At 64.2% G+C, this 16,549-nt stretch carries 21 protein-coding genes and 1 pseudogene; 12 read left to right on the forward strand and 10 right to left on the reverse strand.

What is annotated here, in order from left to right; genetic code table 11:
* Nucleotides 1–5 precede the first annotated feature (5 nt).
* Complete coding sequence (locus IVB23_RS26205) at nt 6–527, forward strand: DNA starvation/stationary phase protection protein (protein WP_028178735.1); 522 nt, start codon at nt 6–8, stop codon at nt 525–527.
* A gap of 110 nt (nt 528–637) precedes the next feature.
* On the opposite strand, the gene IVB23_RS26210 is transcribed toward IVB23_RS26205, so the two are convergent.
* Nucleotides 638–1,159, reverse strand: a complete 522-nt coding sequence (locus tag IVB23_RS26210; protein WP_247800523.1) for a hypothetical protein — start codon at nt 1,157–1,159, stop codon at nt 638–640.
* A 145-nt stretch (nt 1,160–1,304) separates the two neighbouring features.
* Here IVB23_RS26210 and IVB23_RS26215 point away from each other — a divergent pair, with 145 nt between their 5' ends.
* Nucleotides 1,305–1,520 (forward strand): hypothetical protein, encoded by a 216-nt coding sequence (locus tag IVB23_RS26215; protein ID WP_061880434.1) that lies wholly within the window; start codon nt 1,305–1,307, stop codon nt 1,518–1,520.
* Nucleotides 1,521–1,563: 43 nt separating this feature from the next.
* Here IVB23_RS26215 and carA read toward each other — a convergent pair whose 3' ends face one another.
* A complete protein-coding gene (gene carA, locus IVB23_RS26220; RefSeq protein ID WP_131869261.1) occupies nt 1,564–2,754 on the reverse strand; it encodes a glutamine-hydrolyzing carbamoyl-phosphate synthase small subunit in 1,191 nt (396 codons plus the stop codon).
* A 146-nt stretch (nt 2,755–2,900) separates the two neighbouring features.
* Between carA and IVB23_RS26225 the strand changes: the two genes are divergently transcribed.
* From IVB23_RS26225 to IVB23_RS26255, 7 genes are all read left to right on the forward strand, one after another.
* Nucleotides 2,901–3,611, forward strand: a complete 711-nt coding sequence (locus IVB23_RS26225; protein WP_247800524.1) for an alpha/beta fold hydrolase — start codon at nt 2,901–2,903, stop codon at nt 3,609–3,611.
* Between the two features lie 51 nt (nt 3,612–3,662).
* Nucleotides 3,663–4,118 (forward strand): GatB/YqeY domain-containing protein, encoded by a 456-nt coding sequence (locus IVB23_RS26230; protein ID WP_247800525.1) that lies wholly within the window; start codon nt 3,663–3,665, stop codon nt 4,116–4,118.
* A 126-nt stretch (nt 4,119–4,244) separates the two neighbouring features.
* Nucleotides 4,245–5,381 carry an epoxide hydrolase family protein gene (locus IVB23_RS26235; RefSeq protein WP_247800526.1) on the forward strand — a complete coding sequence of 379 codons (1,137 nt, stop codon included), beginning with the start codon at nt 4,245–4,247 and terminating at the stop codon, nt 5,379–5,381.
* Between the two features lie 129 nt (nt 5,382–5,510).
* Nucleotides 5,511–7,121 carry an acyl-CoA synthetase gene (locus IVB23_RS26240; RefSeq protein ID WP_247804964.1) on the forward strand — a complete coding sequence of 537 codons (1,611 nt, stop codon included), beginning with the start codon at nt 5,511–5,513 and terminating at the stop codon, nt 7,119–7,121.
* A 9-nt stretch (nt 7,122–7,130) separates the two neighbouring features.
* Nucleotides 7,131–7,598 (forward strand): MarR family transcriptional regulator, encoded by a 468-nt coding sequence (locus tag IVB23_RS26245; protein WP_197967572.1) that lies wholly within the window; start codon nt 7,131–7,133, stop codon nt 7,596–7,598.
* A 74-nt stretch (nt 7,599–7,672) separates the two neighbouring features.
* On the forward strand, nt 7,673–8,041 hold the full coding sequence (locus IVB23_RS26250; protein ID WP_061880440.1) for a nuclear transport factor 2 family protein: 369 nt from the start codon (nt 7,673–7,675) through the stop codon (nt 8,039–8,041).
* Between the two features lie 2 nt (nt 8,042–8,043).
* Entirely contained in the window at nt 8,044–8,487 is a 444-nt protein-coding gene (locus IVB23_RS26255; RefSeq protein ID WP_028178727.1) for a hypothetical protein, read from the forward strand.
* A 1-nt stretch (nt 8,488) separates the two neighbouring features.
* Here the strand turns inward: IVB23_RS26255 and IVB23_RS26260 are convergent.
* Nucleotides 8,489–10,719, reverse strand: a pseudogene (locus tag IVB23_RS26260) (ATP-binding protein).
* Between the two features lie 243 nt (nt 10,720–10,962).
* Here IVB23_RS26260 and IVB23_RS26270 point away from each other — a divergent pair.
* Nucleotides 10,963–11,736 (forward strand): DUF2189 domain-containing protein, encoded by a 774-nt coding sequence (locus IVB23_RS26270; protein WP_247800529.1) that lies wholly within the window; start codon nt 10,963–10,965, stop codon nt 11,734–11,736.
* A 181-nt stretch (nt 11,737–11,917) separates the two neighbouring features.
* On the opposite strand, the gene IVB23_RS26275 is transcribed toward IVB23_RS26270, so the two are convergent.
* The 3 genes from IVB23_RS26275 to IVB23_RS26285 are packed head-to-tail and all read right to left on the reverse strand — an operon-like array spanning nt 11,918 to nt 13,204.
* Entirely contained in the window at nt 11,918–12,430 is a 513-nt protein-coding gene (locus tag IVB23_RS26275; protein ID WP_061880443.1) for an SRPBCC family protein, read from the reverse strand.
* On the reverse strand, nt 12,427–12,897 hold the full coding sequence (locus tag IVB23_RS26280) for an SRPBCC family protein (protein WP_061880444.1): 471 nt from the start codon (nt 12,895–12,897) through the stop codon (nt 12,427–12,429). Before IVB23_RS26280 ends, IVB23_RS26275 begins: the two co-directional genes overlap by 4 nt.
* Nucleotides 12,890–13,204 carry a metalloregulator ArsR/SmtB family transcription factor gene (locus IVB23_RS26285; protein WP_061880471.1) on the reverse strand — a complete coding sequence of 105 codons (315 nt, stop codon included), beginning with the start codon at nt 13,202–13,204 and terminating at the stop codon, nt 12,890–12,892. The genes IVB23_RS26280 and IVB23_RS26285 overlap by 8 nt, the downstream gene beginning before the upstream one ends.
* A gap of 126 nt (nt 13,205–13,330) precedes the next feature.
* Here IVB23_RS26285 and IVB23_RS26290 point away from each other — a divergent pair, with 126 nt between their 5' ends.
* A complete protein-coding gene (locus tag IVB23_RS26290; protein ID WP_082822079.1) occupies nt 13,331–13,951 on the forward strand; it encodes a LysE family translocator in 621 nt (206 codons plus the stop codon).
* 3 nt (nt 13,952–13,954) lie between these two features.
* Here IVB23_RS26290 and IVB23_RS26295 read toward each other — a convergent pair whose 3' ends face one another.
* Entirely contained in the window at nt 13,955–14,758 is an 804-nt protein-coding gene (locus IVB23_RS26295; RefSeq protein ID WP_247800530.1) for an N-formylglutamate amidohydrolase, read from the reverse strand.
* A gap of 76 nt (nt 14,759–14,834) precedes the next feature.
* Between IVB23_RS26295 and IVB23_RS26300 the strand changes: the two genes are divergently transcribed.
* The gene (locus tag IVB23_RS26300) at nt 14,835–15,233 is read left to right on the forward strand and encodes a gamma-glutamylcyclotransferase family protein (RefSeq protein ID WP_247800531.1); all 399 of its coding nucleotides are present in this window, start codon (nt 14,835–14,837) and stop codon (nt 15,231–15,233) included.
* Here IVB23_RS26300 and IVB23_RS26305 read toward each other — a convergent pair.
* The 3 genes from IVB23_RS26305 to IVB23_RS26315 form a co-directional block, all read right to left on the reverse strand.
* On the reverse strand, nt 15,230–15,793 hold the full coding sequence (locus IVB23_RS26305) for a chlorite dismutase family protein (protein ID WP_247800532.1): 564 nt from the start codon (nt 15,791–15,793) through the stop codon (nt 15,230–15,232). The genes IVB23_RS26300 and IVB23_RS26305 overlap by 4 nt on opposite strands.
* A gap of 86 nt (nt 15,794–15,879) precedes the next feature.
* A complete protein-coding gene (locus IVB23_RS26310) occupies nt 15,880–16,116 on the reverse strand; it encodes a BrnA antitoxin family protein (RefSeq protein ID WP_346659111.1) in 237 nt (78 codons plus the stop codon).
* Between the two features lie 25 nt (nt 16,117–16,141).
* A complete protein-coding gene (locus IVB23_RS26315) occupies nt 16,142–16,465 on the reverse strand; it encodes a BrnT family toxin (protein ID WP_247800534.1) in 324 nt (107 codons plus the stop codon).
* Between the last annotated feature and the right edge of the window lie 84 nt (nt 16,466–16,549).

Consider the following 16,549-nt stretch of genomic DNA (forward strand, 5'->3'; position numbering starts at 1 on the left):
CTCCCGTGAGCAAAACCAGCAAGGTCTCGCCCGATCTCGATACCCCCACTGACCTGTCGTCCGATGGGGTCAAGAAGGTCTCGGAGGCGCTCAACGTGCTTCTGGCCGACGCGTTCGCGCTTTACCTCAAAACCAAGAATTTCCACTGGCACATCAGCGGGCGCCACTTCCGGGATTATCATCTGCTGCTCGACGAGCAGTCCGACCAGATCTTCGCCACCACTGACCAGCTCGCCGAGCGCGTCCGCAAGATCGGCGGCACCACGCTGAAGTCGATCGGCCAGGTCGCAAAGCTCCAGACCATCAAGGACAACAACGAGGACTACGTCCCGCCGCGCGAGATGCTGCGCGAGCTGATGCAGGACAACAAGCACGTCGCCGCCGCGATGCGCAAGGCGCACGAGGTCTGCGACGAGGCCGGTGACGTTGCCAGCGCCAGCATCCTCGAAAACTTCATCGACGAGACCGAGCGCCGCACCTGGTTCCTGTTCGAGGCGACGCGGCAGGAAGGTGCGAACGAGGCGTAGCAGGGATCCTTGGGTGGGTTAGCCAAAGGCATAGCCCACCACGTCTGTCTCGGCGGAACGGAAGAGGTGGATTGCGCTTTGCTAATCCACCTGCGGCACCGCATTTGCGGCTACCGCCACAGCCGCATCAGCGCGCCATCCTTGCCCGTCACCGGATCGGCCGGCGGCAGCGCGACTTGCGGAATCGTCTTCAGCGCCTTGGCGTGGTTGTCCGGCGTCGCCCTCGTGATCTCCATCCGGCTTCCCGGCGGATAGGCGCCGATCACGCAGAAATCATCGCTCGCCTGGATGCGCTGATGCCCGGTGCCGGCCGGCAGGATCGCGACGTCGCCGGCCTTGATCTGAAGCTCCTGGCCATGATCGCCGCCGAAACGGACGCTTGCACTGCCGCGCGCGACGCCGAGCACTTCGTGCACCGTCGCGTGATAATGCAGATAGCCGTAGACGCCGTTGCGCCACGTCCCGCCCCAGCCATTGCGTTCGAACAGGTCTTCGATGGTCTCTTCCGGATGCTTCGGATCGAGCTTCACCGCGCCCTGGTAGACCAGGAACGGAAGGATGTTGTTCGGCACGAGGCCATCGTCTTCGAACACGATGGCGAGCGGCTCGGCATTGTCGCGAACGACGGACATGGGGCCCCTAACTGGCAACGGACCGGAATCAAGAGAGCGCAGGCCCTCTTGTTCCTCACGACACTCCATATGCCGGCTTGACCGAGATCAAGGCGCTGGCGGCCAATGGCGGGCACGCAGATCGAAGCGAAGGAGGGGGAACGCCATGTACGCATCCGACGTTGCGCAGCGTCATTTTTCGGCGGCCGTCGACGAGGCGGAGACGGCCGGCCTCGGGCACGAAGCCGTCTGCCGGGCGTTGCTCGGTTTGGTGATTTCGAAATATCTGGAGACGAGGTCGGTCGCCGACATCCAGGCGGAGCTGCGCTTCATCGCCGAGAACTGCGATCCCGACACGGACTTCATGTTCATGCGTCCGTGAGGGCCTGCCCCGGCGGACTCGTCCGCCGGGCGGTCTTGTGGCCTTACGCGCTCTTTCTTTGCCGCATCAGGTCGGCGAAACGCTGGAACAGATAGTGCGAGTCGCGCGGGCCGGGCGAGGCCTCGGGGTGGTACTGCACCGAGAACACCGGCTTGCCGTCGAGCTGGATGCCGCAATTGGAGCCGTCGAACAGCGAGATGTGGGTCTGCGTCGCGCCCTTCGGCAGCGTCGTCTCGTCGACGGCAAAACCGTGGTTCATCGAGGTGATCTCGACCTTGCCGGTGGTCTCGTCCTTGACGGGATGATTGGCGCCGTGATGGCCCTGGTGCATCTTCTTCGTCTTGGCGCCGACGGCAAGGCCCAGCATCTGGTGGCCAAGGCAGATCCCGAAGGTCGGCGTGCCCGACTTGATCACGTCCCGGATCACAGGCACGGCATATTTGCCGGTCGCAGCCGGATCGCCCGGGCCGTTGGACAGGAACACGCCGTCCGGCTTCATCGCCAGAATGTCCTCGGCTGAGGTCGTCGCCGGCACCACCGTCACCTTGCAGCCGACCCCGGCGAGCAGGCGCAGGATGTTGCGCTTGATGCCGTAGTCGATCGCGACGACGTTGAATTCCGGATTCTCCTGCCGGCCGAAGCCTTTGTCCCACAGCCAGGGCGTCTCGTCCCAGCTGAAGCGCTGGCCGGAGGTGACCAGCGGCACGAGATCCATGCCCTCGAGGCCCGGCCATTCGCGCGCTTCTTCCTTGAGGCCATGCAGGTCGAACTCGCCGGTCCTGGAATGCGCGATCACGGCGTTGGGCATGCCCTTGGAGCGGATCAGCGCGGTCAGCGCGCGGGTGTCGATGCCGGAGAGACCGATGATGCCGCGCGCCTTCAGCCAGCCGTCGAGATGCTTGGTGGCGCGGTAGTTCGAGGGATCGGTGATCGCGGTGCGCAGGATCACGCCGCGCGCGCCCGGCGTCGCCGCCATGTTCACCGTCTCGATGTCGTCCTCGTTGGTGCCGACATTGCCGATATGCGGGAAGGTGAAGGTGATGAGCTGTCCGGCATAGGAAGGATCGGTGAGGATCTCTTCATAGCCGGTCATCGCGGTGTTGAAGCAGACTTCACCGACGGCGTGGCCTTCGGCGCCGAGACCGAAGCCCTCGAGCACCGTGCCGTCGGCAAGCACGAGGAGCGCGGTCGGTTTGTGGTCCGGCCAAGCGGTATCGTTGTCATGTTGTGTCATGAGCCCGCTTCATAGTCCCCGCAGGCGCCGCCGTCAAAGCGGAGAAGCGCCGATTCACATGCGTTTTTGCATATTTGACAGCTCGTCTCGGGCACTTAAGCTCGGCCGCACAATTTCCGGCAATTTCCTGGGCTTGCGAGGCAATAATGGACCAGACCACCCCGATTCTGCTGGTTCCGGGGCTGGCCTCCTCGGCCCGGATCTACGCCCCGGTGATCCCGCCGCTATGGCGGTTTGGCCCCGTGATGATCGCCAACCACATCCGCGACGACAGCATCGCGGCGATCGCCCGCCGCATCCTCGCCGAGGCGCCGCCGCGCTTCGCCCTCGCCGGCCATTCCATGGGCGGCTACATCGCCTTCGAGATCATGCGCCAGGCGGGTGAGCGCGTGACCAGGCTCGCCCTGATCAACACGCAGGCGCGGCCCGACACGCCGGAGGCGACCGCGCGCCGGCACCTCCAGATGGAGCGCGCCCGGCGCGGCGAGCTCCGCGCCGTCCGCGAGGAGAGTTTTCCGGAGCTCGTGCATCCGTCGCGGCGCGATGATGCCGATATTCTCGCGCTTGTGCATGCACAGGACGAGGACGTCGGCGTCGAAGGCTATCTGCGGCAGCAGACCGCGATCATCGCACGGGTGGATTCGCGCCCGACGCTTGTAGCCATCAAATGTCCGACGCTGGTGTTGACTGGCGATACCGACAACACCATTCCGAATGCGCTCTCCAAGGAGATGGTCGAGGGCATCGCCGGCGCCAGGCTCGTGATCCTCGATCGCTGCGGGCACCTGCCGCAAGCCGAACAGCCGGAAGCGACAGTGCGGGCTCTTACCGAATGGCTCGGAACCGAGGTTGTCTGAAGGCCACGAACGGCCTAGATCAGGCGTCGGATATTCGAAGGGATCACGATCATGCTGCGCGACGACATCAACAATGCGGTCAAGCAGGCCATGAAGGCCAAGGACGAGCGCAAGCTGTCCACGCTGCGCATGGTCAACTCGACCATCAAGAATGCCGACATCGATGCCCGCGGCAACGGCAAGCCGCCGCTGTCGGATGCCGACATCCTCGCCGTGCTTCAGAAGATGATCAAGCAGCGTCAGGAGGCGGTCGAGCTCTACGACAAGGGTGGCCGCGCCGAGCTTGCCGCGCAGGAGCGCGAGGAGATCGCGGTGATCTCGGCCTACCTGCCGAAGCAGATGTCGGAGGATGACGTGAAGAAGGCGATCGCGGATGCGATCGCAGAGACCGGCGCTAGCGGCATGAAAGACATGGGCAAGGTGATCGCCGTGCTGCGCGCGAAATACGCGGGACAGATGGACTTCGGCAAGGCCAGCGGTTTGGTGAAGGCGGCGCTGTCGGGCTAGCCGTCATTCCGGGGCGTGCGAAGCACGAGCCCGGAATCCATCGGGCCGCCAACTCTGTTGATCAATGGATTCCGGGCTCGCGCTACGCGCGCCCCGGAATGACAAGAAGAACAAGGGAGGCAACCGATGACCGCCATCAAACCGTTCCGCATCGACATCAGCGACGATATCCTCTCCGATCTCAAGTCACGCCTCGCCCGCACGCGCTGGCCGGATGCCGAGCTGGTCGACGACTGGAGCCAGGGCGCGCCGCTGCGATGGATCCGGGAGATCTGCACCTATTGGGCCGACGGTTATGACTGGCGCTCGCGCGAGGCAAAACTCAATCGCTTCGAGCAGTTCACCACCGAGATCGACGGGCTCGACATCCACTTCCTCCATGCGCGCTCGAAGGAGCCCTCGGCGCTGCCGCTGATCATCACCCATGGCTGGCCGGGCTCGATCGTCGAGTTCCAGAAGGTGATCGCGCCGCTCACCGATCCCGCCGCGCATGGCGGCAATCCTGCCGATGCCTTCCACGTGATCTGTCCGTCGCTGCCGGGCTTCGGCTTCTCCGCCAAGCCGAAGACCACCGGCTGGGGCGTCGACCGCATCGCCGCGGCCTGGGCGAAGCTGATGGACCGGCTCGGCTATGCGCGCTACGGAGCGCAAGGCGGCGATTGGGGTTCGGCGGTGACGACCTCGCTCGGCGCGCAGGACCCCACGCATTGCGCCGGCATCCACATCACGCTCGCCTTCAATGCGGCGCCCAAGGTCGAGGGCGAGCCGACGGCTGAGGAGAAGCGCGCGCTCGCCGGCCTCAAGCACTATGTCGATCTCGACTCCGGCTACTCCAAGCAGCAGTCCACGCGCCCGCAGACGCTCGGCTATGGCCTCACGGATTCACCGAGCGGGCAGGCGGCCTGGATCCTGGAAAAGTTCTGGGCCTGGACCGACTGCAACGGGCACCCTGAGAACATCTTCAGCAAGGACGAACTGCTCGACAACGTCATGCTGTATTGGGCGACGCAGACGGCGACCTCCTCGGCGCGGCTCTACTGGGAGAGCTTTGGCAAGCGCCGCACCACGCCCGTGGTGAAGGTGCCGACGGGCGTCGCGGTGTTTCCCAAGGAGATCGTCACGCCGGTGCGGCGCTGGATGGAGCCGAACTTCCCGGACATCACCCACTGGAGCGAGATGGAGAAGGGCGGTCATTTCGCCGCCTTCGAGCAGCCGGAGCGGTTCGTGCGCGATGTCAGGAAGTTCTTCGCGACGGTGCGGTGAGCTGCGTCCCCAATCGTCATGCCCGGGCTTGTCCCGGGCATCCACGGCCTTAAACTGATTGCCAAGAAGAGCGTGGATGGCCGGAACAAGTCCGGCTATGACGCCGAGACGGTGGAAACGACCAGGCCCATGCTCACCGAAGCCGCAACCTACGACGAGCTCTACCGCAATTTTCGCTGGGACATCCCCGCGCGCTTCAACATTGCGGAAGCGTGCTGCGATCGCCATGCCGACGGCACGGGGCGACTTGCGCTGATCTATGTCGACGAGAACGGCGCTACCAGCCGCACCTCCTTCGACGAGATCGCCGAGATGTCGCGCCGCTTCGCCAATGTGCTGAAGGCAGACGGGCTTTCCCGTGGCGACCGCGTCGCGGTGTTCCTGTCGCAGTCCCGAGAATTGCCGATCGCGCATATGGCGGCGTTCCGCTCCGGCATGATCTCGATCCCGCTGTTCGCGCTGTTCGGCGAGGACGCGTTGGAATTCCGCCTGTCGAATTCGGAGGCGAAGGCCATCGTCACCGACGAGGGTGGCTGGGAGAAGCTCGCAAAAATTCGCGATCGTCTGCCCGACCTGAAGACGATCTATGTGGTCGGCGAGCGCGCGCCGGCGGGAACGACGTCGTTCTGGGATGCGGTCAAGGCGGCATCGGCCGACTTCGCGCGGATCGACACCTCGTGCGATGATCCCGCGCTGATCATCTACACCTCGGGCACGACGGGCAATCCGAAGGGAGCGCTGCATGCGCACCGCGTCGTGCTCGGTCATCTGCCGAATGTCGAGATGTGTCACAACTTCCTGCCGCGCCCCGGCGATCTCATGTGGACGCCGGCGGACTGGGCCTGGATCGGCGGGCTCATCAATGGCCTGTTCGCGTTCTGGTATCACGGCATTCCCCTCGTCGGTCACCGCGCACGCAAATTCGAGCCGCAGGCGGCGATGCAGATGATGGCCGATCTTTCCGTGCGCAACGTCTTCCTGCCGCCGACCGCGCTGAAGCTGATGCGGCAGGCCGGCGTGAAGCACTCCGGCGTCAAGCTGCGTAGCATTTTTACGGGCGGCGAGTCGCTGGGTGGCGAATTGCTCGGCTGGGTGCGCGAGACTTTCGGCATCGACGCGCATGAAGTGTTCGGCCAGACCGAGTGCAATCTCGTGATCGGCAGCAACTCGAACCTGTTTCCGATCCGCCCCGGTTCGATGGGCAAGGCGACGCCGGGCTTCGACGTCCGCATCGTCGACGACAAGGGCGAGGAATTGCCACGCGGGCAGCGCGGCATCATCGGCGTGCGCCAGCCATGCCCCGTCACCATGCTCGAATATTGGCGCAATCCGGAGGCGACGGCGAAGAAATATGCCGGCGAGTTTCTGCTGACCGGCGATCTCGGCGTGCAGGACGAGGACGGCTATTTTTGGTACGTCAGCCGCGAGGACGACGTCATCACCACCGCCGGCTATCGCGTCGGGCCGTCCGAGATCGAGCACACGCTGATGAAGCATCCGTCGGTGGCGATGGCAGCCGTGGTCGGCATCCCCGATCCGATCCGAACAGAGTCCATCAAGGCCTGGATCGTGCTGCGGCCCGGCTTTGCCGGCAGCGATGCGCTCGCGCGCGAGATCCAGGAGTTCGTCAAGGTGCAGCTCGCCGCCCACGAATATCCGCGCTTCGTCGAGTTTGCCGAGACGCTGCCGATGACGGCGACGGGCAAGGTGCTGCGGCGCGAGCTGCGGGCGAGAGGCTAGCTTCCTGCAATGGCAAAGGCGCCTCAAGCCGCGGGACTCCACCGCGCCTCACTGACGAAGCTGCACGATCTGGATGCGGCGCTCGAGCTCATGTATTACGGCTGGCGCGGGATGACGCTGGAGGCCGACGCATATCTTGCGAAGCAGGGCCTGTCGCGTCCGCACCATCGTATCCTCTACGTGGTGGCGCGCCGGCCCGACATCGCGATCGGCGCGCTGATCGAGATTCTCGGTATTTCCAAGCAAGCCCTCAACCGGCCGCTCAATCTGCTGGTGGAGCGCAAGCTCGTGACGTCGAAGCGTTCGCCCGAGCAGCACCGCTCGAAATTACTGCGCCTGACGGAAGCGGGGCGGCGCATCGAGCAGCGGGCCTCCGACCACGAGCGTAAGGTGCTGCGCGAGGCGTTCGATCGCGTCGGGGCGTCGGGTGCGGCCGGCTGGATCGGCGTGATGGAGGCGATCGCCGACAACAACTGACGGAATCCTAAAGTCAACATGGTTGACATGAGACGCGGGCTTTGCCACTTTCCCGGCCAGGGAGGATCCGTGTCATGAGCGGACAGGCAATGAGCCGCGCGACTGCCGAAGGCTTTGTCGCGGCGTGGTGCGCGAATTGGTGCAGGGTCGACATCGACGCGGTCGTCGCGCATTTCGCCGACGATGCGCGGATGCGCAGCCCTCTCGCTCTCACACTGACGGGTTCTCCTGTCGTCACCGGCGCCGAGAACATCCGTGCGTACTGGCGGAAGGCCTATGGCCACGTCGAAAGCGCCGACCTGAAGATCCTGAGCTGGAGCTGGGACGACACCATCGCGCGCCTGACGGTGTGGTGGCAACTGGGCGACACGCGCGCCAGCGAATTCATGGATTTCGACGAAACGGGGCGCGTCGTGCGCAGCGAAGCCTTCTATGGAAAATGACGATGCACGTTTCTGATTTCGTCCTGCTTCTCAACACGCTCTGGTTCGTCGGCGCCTTCATCCAGTTCAGCATCGCGCAAGCCAACACGTTGAAGATTCTGCTGCCGCGGGAAGAGCGCAGCAATCCGATCGCGCCGACCCTGGCGGCCAGCGTGGCGTTCCTGGGCGGAATGAATCTGCCGATCGGGCTCCTGTCGCTCTATCTTCTGGCCGCCCGTCCATCCTTCTTCCAGCCGAGCGAAGCGCAGCTCGCTCTGTTCCTGTTCTTCGCCGCCTGCCATTTCAGCCAGTTCGCCTATAACGTTCCGGTGCTGATGCGCGGCGGCCGCGTCGGGGTGGCCTACTGGCCCGTGTTGAAGGGCCCGATGCTCCGGATCTTCGTCATCGACGCGGTCCTGTTCGCGGCGAATCTCGGCGTGGCGCTCCAGCTCGCGATCGGCTCCTGATCTACCGCGACGGCTCCGAGAGGGCGGCCCGCAGCATCGCAGCAAGATCCTTGCGCCGGAACGGCTTGGTCAAAATGCGGGCGTCGCCGATCTGGTCGGGCGTCCTGACAGGGCTCTGGCTGTAGCCGGAGGTGAAGAGAACCTTGAGACCAGGCCGCAGGCCGGTTGCCTGCTTCGCCAGCTCCGGCCCGAACATGCCGCCGGGCATCACGACATCGGTGAACAGCAACTGGATGTCTCCGGGCCGGCGCAGCACATCCAGCGCCGCCGGCCCGTTCGATGTCGCGATGATGCGGTAGCCGAGCGCCTTCAGCTCGCTCTCGACGTAGGCGCGCACCATGTCGTCGTCTTCAACGACGAGGATCGTCTCGTGTCCATCGGGTGCGGCGACCTGCTCTGCCGGCAGCGGTTCCTCATTCGGCGGCGTCGCGAGGCGGGGAAAGAACAGCCTGACGACGCTGCCTTGACCCGGTTCGGATTGCATTTGCACCAGTCCGCCGGATTGTCGCGCAAACCCGTAGACCATGCTGAGGCCGAGGCCGGTCCCCTTGCCGACCTCCTTGGTGGTGAAGAATGGTTCGAACGCGCGCCCCAACACCTCGCGGCGCATGCCGGTCCCCGTATCCTTCACGGCCAGCATCACGTAGTCGCCCGGCCGCGGCTCGCCGTTGACGTCGAGGTCGGATTCGCTGAGCGAGATGTTTCGTACCTCGACCATCAGCTTGCCGCCGTCGGGCATCGAATCGCGCGCGTTGAGCACGAGGTTGAGCGCGGCCGTCGCCAATTGGCTGGGATCGACGCTGGCGGACCATAGATCCGGCGCGAGCGTGAAGCTGCAGTCGATGTGTTCGCCCAGGGTCCGCCGCAGAAGCTGCTTCATGCCGGTCACCTGCTCGGCGATGTCGATCTCTCGCGGTTGCAGCGGCTGCTTGCGCGCGAAGGCGAGCAGGCTCCGCGTCAGGTCGGAACCGCGCTCAGCGGCGGTCGCAATGTCGTCAGCGATCCGCTGCAATTCCTTGTTGCCCGCAAGCCTGTCGGCGAGGTGCTCCGAGTTGCCGAGAATGACAGTCAGGAGATTGTTGAAATCGTGCGCCACGCCGCCGGTGAGCTGGCCCATGGCTTCCATCTTCTGGGACTGGCTGAGCTTGTGGCTGAGATCTGCGATGGCGGCGCGCTGCTGCTCGAGCGATTCTGCCGTGCTGTTGAGCAGGGTCATCAATCCGCCGAGTTCGCCGCCCGGGTGGGGCTCCGGAATGCGCACGCTGAGATCGCCGCGCCCGAGACTCTTGGCCATGGCGGCGAGCCGTCCGACTTGGCGCCCGACGCTCACGGTCGCAAGGATCCAGACACCGGCGAGCAACAGAAGCGAAGCCACCGCAAGGATTGCCGTGTCTTCCAACAGCCGGCGATTGGCCGCCGCCAGCAGCCCGTCCTTGGATCGGCCGACCAGGATGGTGAGGCCGGCCTTGCGGATCGAAGGTGAGCGGGCAACGGCCCAGATCTGTGTATGGCCCACGCCGTCGCTCACCTCGCGAAACGGCTCGCGATCGGGCGCTGCCGCAAAGCGGAACAGGTTGGAACCTGCAATGGACCGCCGACGGGCACGCTCCAGCCGCCACCCTTGGGGGCGACCAGCACCGTACCCTTGGCGTCGATCAGCAGGATGTCCTTCTCGGCGAGCAGCCGTTTGTCGTGAAATTCTGCGAACTTGTTGAGGTTGAATGACGCGAGCAGCACGAATTTCAGCGCACCCGCATCCGATCGCACGGGATAGGCGATCTGCAGTACCGATAGCCCGGTGAGCCGGCCGAACACCGGCTCCACTGCGACGACGCCATGAAGACCTTTCACCTGCTTGAAATAGCCGCGGTCATTCAGGTCGAGCGTGCGGTTGGTCCGCAGTGAGTCGCAAAACAGACTTCCGTCGGGATCGATGGTCAGGATGCCCGTGAACTGCGGATATTCTTCGCGGACGTCGGACAGAAATGCCGAGCATGCCGCCCCGTCGCGCGTGTCGAGATCGCGGGCACGGGCGAGCCCATAATGAAGCTGGGCGGTGCCCTTGATCTTCTCGTCCAGATCTCCCGCGATGTCGTCGGCGGATGCGACCAGATTGGCCAGCGCCGCGTCGATCTCACTGGCCCGGTTCTGCACGAAACGGAGCCCGACCAGTATCGCCGGCACGAGCATGGCCGCGATGACGAGGATCAGTAACCGGGTACGCAGGCTCATCGGTGGGCGATCGGCTCTCAGGCGAGGGTGCTCGGAGGTACAATTTGAGGCACGATCAGCTGCCCCGTCCACAGTGGTAGGCGCGAATATCGCACCAAAGGCCAAGATTTCGCATTGGGACTATCGTCTCGTCGCCGCTCTCCTCGCGCCGGCCGGCATCAAGTTGCGCCTCCGCGTGGCGGCGCTAATATCGTGTTCATTCCAAGCGCGACGAGAGATCGCGCCGATCTGCGGAGGAAGCTGATGTCCATCTCGGGCAAGGTCGATCCGGTGGTGCGTCCCGTGGCGGCGACCGACATCGCCGAGGCGCTGGTTGAAGGCCTGCGCGACTTCCAGGCGCTGCCTCTTTACGGTGTCTGCTTCGGCGCGCTCTACGCCGCCGGCGGCATCGCCATCATGCTCTGCCTCACCGCCTTCGGCATGGTCTATCTGGTCTATCCCCTTGCCGCCGGTTTTGCGCTGATCGGGCCGTTCGTGGCGATCGGCCTCTACGAAGTCAGCCGGCGCCGCGAGCGCGGCGAGCCGGTCTCGTTCGGTGCTATCTGGTCCGCGATACGCTCGCGCAGCGAGATCGGCTGGATGGCCTTCGTGACGCTGTTCGTGTTCGTGGTCTGGATGTACCAGGTGCGGCTCCTGATCGCGCTGCTGCTCGGCCTCAATGCCTCGTTCTCGAGCTTGCAGGAGTTCATGACGGTGGTGCTGACGACCAACGAGGGCCTGCTGTTCCTGGCCATCGGCAACGCGGTCGGTGCCGTGCTGTCGCTGATCCTGTTCTCGCTGACCGTGGTGTCGTTTCCGCTGCTGCTCGATCGCGACGTCGATTTCGTCACGGCCATGGTGACGAGCGTACGTGCCGTCGTCGTGAGCCCGCTGCCGATGATCTCGTGGGCCGCGCTGATCGTGATGCTGCTGATCGTCTCGGCGCTGCCCTACTTTCTCGGGCTGGTGGTCACGCTGCCGGTGCTGGGGCATGCGACCTGGCATTTGTATCGGCGGCTGGTGGCGCCGGTTGTTTAGGTGTTGTCCCGGACAAGCGAGCGAAGCGGAGCGCTGGTCCGGGACCCATAATCCCGAGCGAAGTTGTTGGCGCGAAGTCGTAACCACGAGCCGTCGCCAAACTTCGTTCTGTGGCTATGAGTCCCGGATCGGCACGCGCTTGAGGCGCGTTTGTCCGGGACGACAGCGGAGATTGCCGCGCCTACGGCGTCTTGATCCCCATCGCCTTCAGCGCCTCCAGCAACCGCACCGGCGGGGACATCTCGATCTGCGGCGCCTTGCCGGTCTCCAGCAGGCTCTTCAATCCGGAGAGGATCGCGGGCCAGCCGGTGCGGCCGCCGGAAAGGATGTCGTCGCTGAGCTCGCGGTCGTGGCGTTGGCTCAAGGTGAGGCGGACGGCTTCGCCGGCCTGCTCGATCTCGTAGGTGACAATGGTGGTGCCGAGCTTTTCGACGAGGTCGGGCCAATTGACGTTCCAGCTCACCGTGAGCCTCCTCGGCGGATCGTATTCGAACACTTCGCCGCGGATGTGCTCGGAGCCGTCGGGCGCGTGCACGATGAAACTGCCGCCGAGCTTCGGCTCCATCTCCACCGCAAAGCCGGAGAAATATTTCCGGCTGAACTCGGCGGACGTGAGCGCCTCCCACACCTTCTCCGGCGTCGAGGCGATGTAGATGGTGTAGACGGTCAGCGGCTTGAATTGATCGAGGTTCATTTTGCGTCGAATCCTTTGTTGAGTGCCGTGCGCGGGATGGAAAGGACCTGGCCTCTCTCGAGCAGGCTCTTCAGTCCGGACAGGATCGCTGGCCAGCCGTTGGAGATGGCGCCGAGATATTTGCCGCCTTCAACGAAGCCATCGTGCAGCACGGTCAAACGCACGAGCGAGCCGAACGGTTCGAGCGTGAAGACGACGCGCGAGATCGGCTCGCCGCGCAGCTCTTCGAATTTTTGGTGCTTGAAGCTGTAGGACAGGCGCCGCGGCGGATCGGATTCAAGGATCTCGCCGGAATCTGTGACCTCGCCGTCGAGCGTGAGCGCGAAGGGAGAGCCGACCTTCCAGTCGGACCTGACCTCGGCGCCGAACCAATATTGCCTGGTGAACTCGCTTGACGTCAGCGCCTGCCACAGCCTCTCGGGCGTGGTCTCGATGTAGGTCACGTAGACGAACTCCGGCTTACTCATCGCGTTTCTCCAACTGACGTTTCAATTCGCTGAGCGCAGCTAACTTGCCGCGCTCGAACTTCTTGATCCAGCGTTCGCCGATCTGATGGATCGGCACCGGGTTGAGATAATGCAGCTTCTCGCGGCCTTGCCTGATGGTGGTCACCAGGTTGGCCTCTTCGAGAATGACAAGGTGTTTCGTGACGGCCTGCCGCGTCATGGCGAGGCCCTCGCAAAGCTCGTTCAATGTCTGGCCGTTCCTGGCGTGAAGCCTGTCGAGCAGCGACCGTCGTGACGCATCGGCGAGCGCTTTGAAGACTTCATCCATGGTCGCAACCATAGGCAACCAAATGGTTGCATGTCAAGCCGGGAAAGCGAGGAGGGAGGGAACGTCTTCCGTTCCAGCGCTCGCCATGCATTAATGCGGCAAAACCGCCTTCAGCGAGTCCCTTCCATGATGTCCATGCAAGCCTACCTCGCCTTCGTCGCCGCCTGCATTGCGCTGGCGCTGCTGCCGGGGCCGATCGTCACCCTCGTCATCGCCAATGGCTTGCGCCATGGCACGCGTGCGGCGCTCATCAACGTGGTCGGCGCGCAAGCGGGCCTTGCCATCGTGATCGGCATCGTTGCGGTCGGCCTGACCTCGCTGATGGCAACCATGGGCTATTGGTTCGACTGGGTGCGCTTTGCCGGCGCCGCTTATCTCGTCTGGCTCGGCATCAAGCTGATCTGGGCGCCGGTCGAAGGCGTTGACATCGACGCGCCGCCACCGCCGCCGCGCGGCGGCTTCTTCCTGCAAGGATTCCTGGTGCTGCTGTCGAACCCCAAGGTGCTGGTGTTCTTCGGCGCCTTCATTCCGCAGTTCATGGACATGAACCAGCCGCACTTTCCGCAAGTCGCGCTGCTGGGCGCCACCTTCATGGTGACGGCGGTCATGACAGATGCGCTCTACGCCATCGCCGCCGGCCGCGCCCGAAAATTCTTCTCGGCACGCCGCACGCGGATGATGTCGCGCATCTCCGGCGGCTTCATGATCGGCGGCGGCATCTGGCTGGCGCTGACACGGGCGAAGTGAGCATCACGCCATTCCGTCCCTGCGCAGCGTTGCTGCGATCTCGCGCAGGATCCGCGCCAGCCGCTCGGCCCATTGCTGCTGGCCGGTCTCGTTGGTGATCAGGTCCTGGCGAATTTCGAGGCCGGTGTTGATCAGACCGCGCGCCTCGCCGTGGACCGGGATGGTGTAGTCGGTGACGTCGCTCACCGCATAAGGCTGGTTGTCGCCGACGACGAGGCCGCTCTCGCCCCGCAGGTGCTGCAGCATCAGCCGCGGCAGCACAGTGTCGCGGTGATAGAGCGTGCCGATGTGCCAGGGTCGCGGATCGCCGTGATAGACGGGCGTGAAGCTGTGCAACGCCACCAGCACCGTCGGCTTGCCCGCCCGCCCGCGCGCATCGATCGCCGCGCCGATCCGGCCGTGGTAGGGATCGAAGATCTCGCGCCGGCGCATCTCCTTGGCGGCAGCCGATAGATTTTCATTGCCGGGGATCACGGTCGCCTCGGAGATCACGGGAATCGAGCTCGCGCCGCCCGGCGGGCGATTGCAGTCGATCACGAGGCGCGAATAGCGCTGCGCGATCAGATGCGCATCAAGCATGCGCGCGAGCCGCTCGGCGACACCGGCGATGCCGACGTCCCAGGCGATGTGCCTGACAAGCTCGCTTTCCGCGAGGTCGAGATCGCCGAGCGCGCGCGGCAGCTCCCGTCCGTAATGATCCGCGGTGAGCAGGAAAGGCGATGCGCCTGCCGCATTCACCTCATGCACGGGCGGAATGTCGCCCTTGCCGAGCAGCTGGTCGGTCGCCTCGGCTGTGTCGAAAGCCATCCTGATTTGCCTATGGAAGAACAACGTGTGTAAACGGATTAACGGTATCGCGCCGTCGTCGCAACGTTGGAACACCATGAGCTCCGATCGCCTCTTCGTCTATGGCACCCTGATGCGCGGCTTCGACCATCCGATGGCGCGGCTGCTCGCGGGCCATGCGGAATTCCTGTGTGAAGCGACCTGCCATGGCCGGCTCGTCCTGGTGAAGCACTATCCGGGATTGCTGCTCTCCGACGCGCCGACGGACATCGTCCATGGTGAGCTCTTCCGCCTGCGCGTGGCGGGCGAGCTCCTGCGCGAGCTCGACATGTACGAGGCCTGCGGCGAGGGGTTTCCGGAGCCGACCGAATATCTGCGCCAGTTGGTCGATGTGGCGCGCGCCGACGGCGCCCCCGAGAAGGCCTGGACCTACGTCTACAACTGGCCCGTCACCGGTCTGCCGCGCATCGAGTCGGGCCGCTTCCTCGAGCGTTAGGCCGACAGCACTTCCTTCACCATGCGCACGTCGACCTCGCGCTCGACATAGGCCCACTCCTCGGTCTGCCTGAGCATTGCCACCAACTCTTCGAACAGTGCGGCGTCCGCAGGCGCGAATTCGAACCAGGTGAGAAAGTCGAAAGGCCCGCCGAGGTCGCGGCAGTGATAGAGCTGTCGCGCAATCGCAGGCAGGAAGCGCAGGCTGCTGGCAATGTGGTGCGACTCGTCCTCGAAGATCCTGCGGCGCTCTTCCTGCGTCAGCTCCCACCAGGCCTGCGACTTGCGGATCGGAATCAGCGCAGCGCTGGTCGCCTCGATGCGGCCGAGGCCGGCCTGCACGGCGACGAGCTGCTGCTTCTCGGACCGCTCGGTGTAGCGCAGGCTGCTCGCAACGCCGACCAGCCGCCAGGCCGTGCGCGAGGGTACCAGCGGCAACGAGATGGCCTCGCTGTCGGTGACCGACAGCGCCGGCACGAAGGGCAGGGGCTCGCCCGTCACAGGCGAAATCGAGGTCACCCGCCAGCCCCCGCTCTGGCCGCCTCGAAAGATCCTGAACATGAGGCTATGGAAGCGTGGAACCGGGCGCGGTTCAAGCTTTCTCGTGGGCCGGAATGAACAATTTGGTGCGGGGCCGCGGCTCCGGCTCAGGCCCGCTTCTTTGGCTTGGACTTCTGCTGCATGTAGGAGCGCAGCACCGCATTGATGCGCCGCTGGTAGCCCTCGCCCTCGCGCTTGAAGAAGTCGAGGACATCCTCGTCGACTCGGATCGAGATGGCTTTTTTCTTCGTGGGGATCACCAGAACTGCATCCGACCAATCGATATCGATAGGCGCAGCATCAGGATCGTCGGCGACCGCTTTGGCGATGTCCTTGTCGGTCAATGCGTCGACGCGAGCCCAGTCAGTCTTACCCTTCCGGCGATCGCCCCATTTTCGCGTTACGATATTCTCTTTCTTCATTTTTCCTTGCGCGACGTGCCGAGATTATTCGGAAAACGCTTGCTCGCACTGCGAACACCACGACAATCAATCGACTCTCCGAGTAACCTAAAGCTGTCCAGCGCTCCTCGTTGTTGCGATCCGATCGGCGAAGAATGATCGGTCCATAAAAAACCTCTGTAGCGCTATCGAAATCGATACCGTGCTTGGCAAAATTCAGCGCGCGTTTCTGGTCGTCCCACTCGAATGACCCTGGTGAAAGGAACTCAAGGTCAGACTCCTCATCGGCCATTTTCTCATTTCCCTAGTCGGTGTCAGTTTCATCAGTTGGTCCTTTTCAATTGCGCACAATCGCACGCTAAATGTATATACGATT

The organism is Bradyrhizobium sp. 191 (assembly GCF_023100985.1).
GTDB lineage: Bacteria > Pseudomonadota > Alphaproteobacteria > Rhizobiales > Xanthobacteraceae > Bradyrhizobium > Bradyrhizobium diversitatis.

Excerpts from the sequence above, each read along its gene's own strand:
- IVB23_RS26280 (WP_061880444.1), bottom strand. The coding sequence starts at position 12,897 with ATGAGTAAGCCGGAGTTCGTCTACGTGACCTACATCGAGACCACGCCC.
- IVB23_RS26225 (WP_247800524.1), top strand. The coding sequence starts at position 2,901 with ATGGACCAGACCACCCCGATTCTGCTGGTTCCGGGGCTGGCCTCCTCG.
- IVB23_RS26290 (WP_082822079.1), top strand. The coding sequence starts at position 13,331 with ATGATGTCCATGCAAGCCTACCTCGCCTTCGTCGCCGCCTGCATTGCG.
- IVB23_RS26270 (WP_247800529.1), top strand. The coding sequence starts at position 10,963 with ATGTCCATCTCGGGCAAGGTCGATCCGGTGGTGCGTCCCGTGGCGGCG.
- IVB23_RS26285 (WP_061880471.1), bottom strand. The coding sequence starts at position 13,204 with ATGGATGAAGTCTTCAAAGCGCTCGCCGATGCGTCACGACGGTCGCTG.
- IVB23_RS26315 (WP_247800534.1), bottom strand. The coding sequence starts at position 16,465 with ATGGCCGATGAGGAGTCTGACCTTGAGTTCCTTTCACCAGGGTCATTC.
- IVB23_RS26245 (WP_197967572.1), top strand. The coding sequence starts at position 7,131 with ATGGCAAAGGCGCCTCAAGCCGCGGGACTCCACCGCGCCTCACTGACG.
- IVB23_RS26300 (WP_247800531.1), top strand. The coding sequence starts at position 14,835 with ATGAGCTCCGATCGCCTCTTCGTCTATGGCACCCTGATGCGCGGCTTC.
- carA (WP_131869261.1), bottom strand. The coding sequence starts at position 2,754 with ATGACACAACATGACAACGATACCGCTTGGCCGGACCACAAACCGACC.
- IVB23_RS26215 (WP_061880434.1), top strand. The coding sequence starts at position 1,305 with ATGTACGCATCCGACGTTGCGCAGCGTCATTTTTCGGCGGCCGTCGAC.
- IVB23_RS26250 (WP_061880440.1), top strand. The coding sequence starts at position 7,673 with ATGAGCGGACAGGCAATGAGCCGCGCGACTGCCGAAGGCTTTGTCGCG.
- IVB23_RS26275 (WP_061880443.1), bottom strand. The coding sequence starts at position 12,430 with ATGAACCTCGATCAATTCAAGCCGCTGACCGTCTACACCATCTACATC.
- IVB23_RS26305 (WP_247800532.1), bottom strand. The coding sequence starts at position 15,793 with ATGTTCAGGATCTTTCGAGGCGGCCAGAGCGGGGGCTGGCGGGTGACC.
- IVB23_RS26255 (WP_028178727.1), top strand. The coding sequence starts at position 8,044 with ATGCACGTTTCTGATTTCGTCCTGCTTCTCAACACGCTCTGGTTCGTC.
- IVB23_RS26235 (WP_247800526.1), top strand. The coding sequence starts at position 4,245 with ATGACCGCCATCAAACCGTTCCGCATCGACATCAGCGACGATATCCTC.
- IVB23_RS26240 (WP_247804964.1), top strand. The coding sequence starts at position 5,511 with ATGCTCACCGAAGCCGCAACCTACGACGAGCTCTACCGCAATTTTCGC.
- IVB23_RS26210 (WP_247800523.1), bottom strand. The coding sequence starts at position 1,159 with ATGTCCGTCGTTCGCGACAATGCCGAGCCGCTCGCCATCGTGTTCGAA.
- IVB23_RS26295 (WP_247800530.1), bottom strand. The coding sequence starts at position 14,758 with ATGGCTTTCGACACAGCCGAGGCGACCGACCAGCTGCTCGGCAAGGGC.
- IVB23_RS26230 (WP_247800525.1), top strand. The coding sequence starts at position 3,663 with ATGCTGCGCGACGACATCAACAATGCGGTCAAGCAGGCCATGAAGGCC.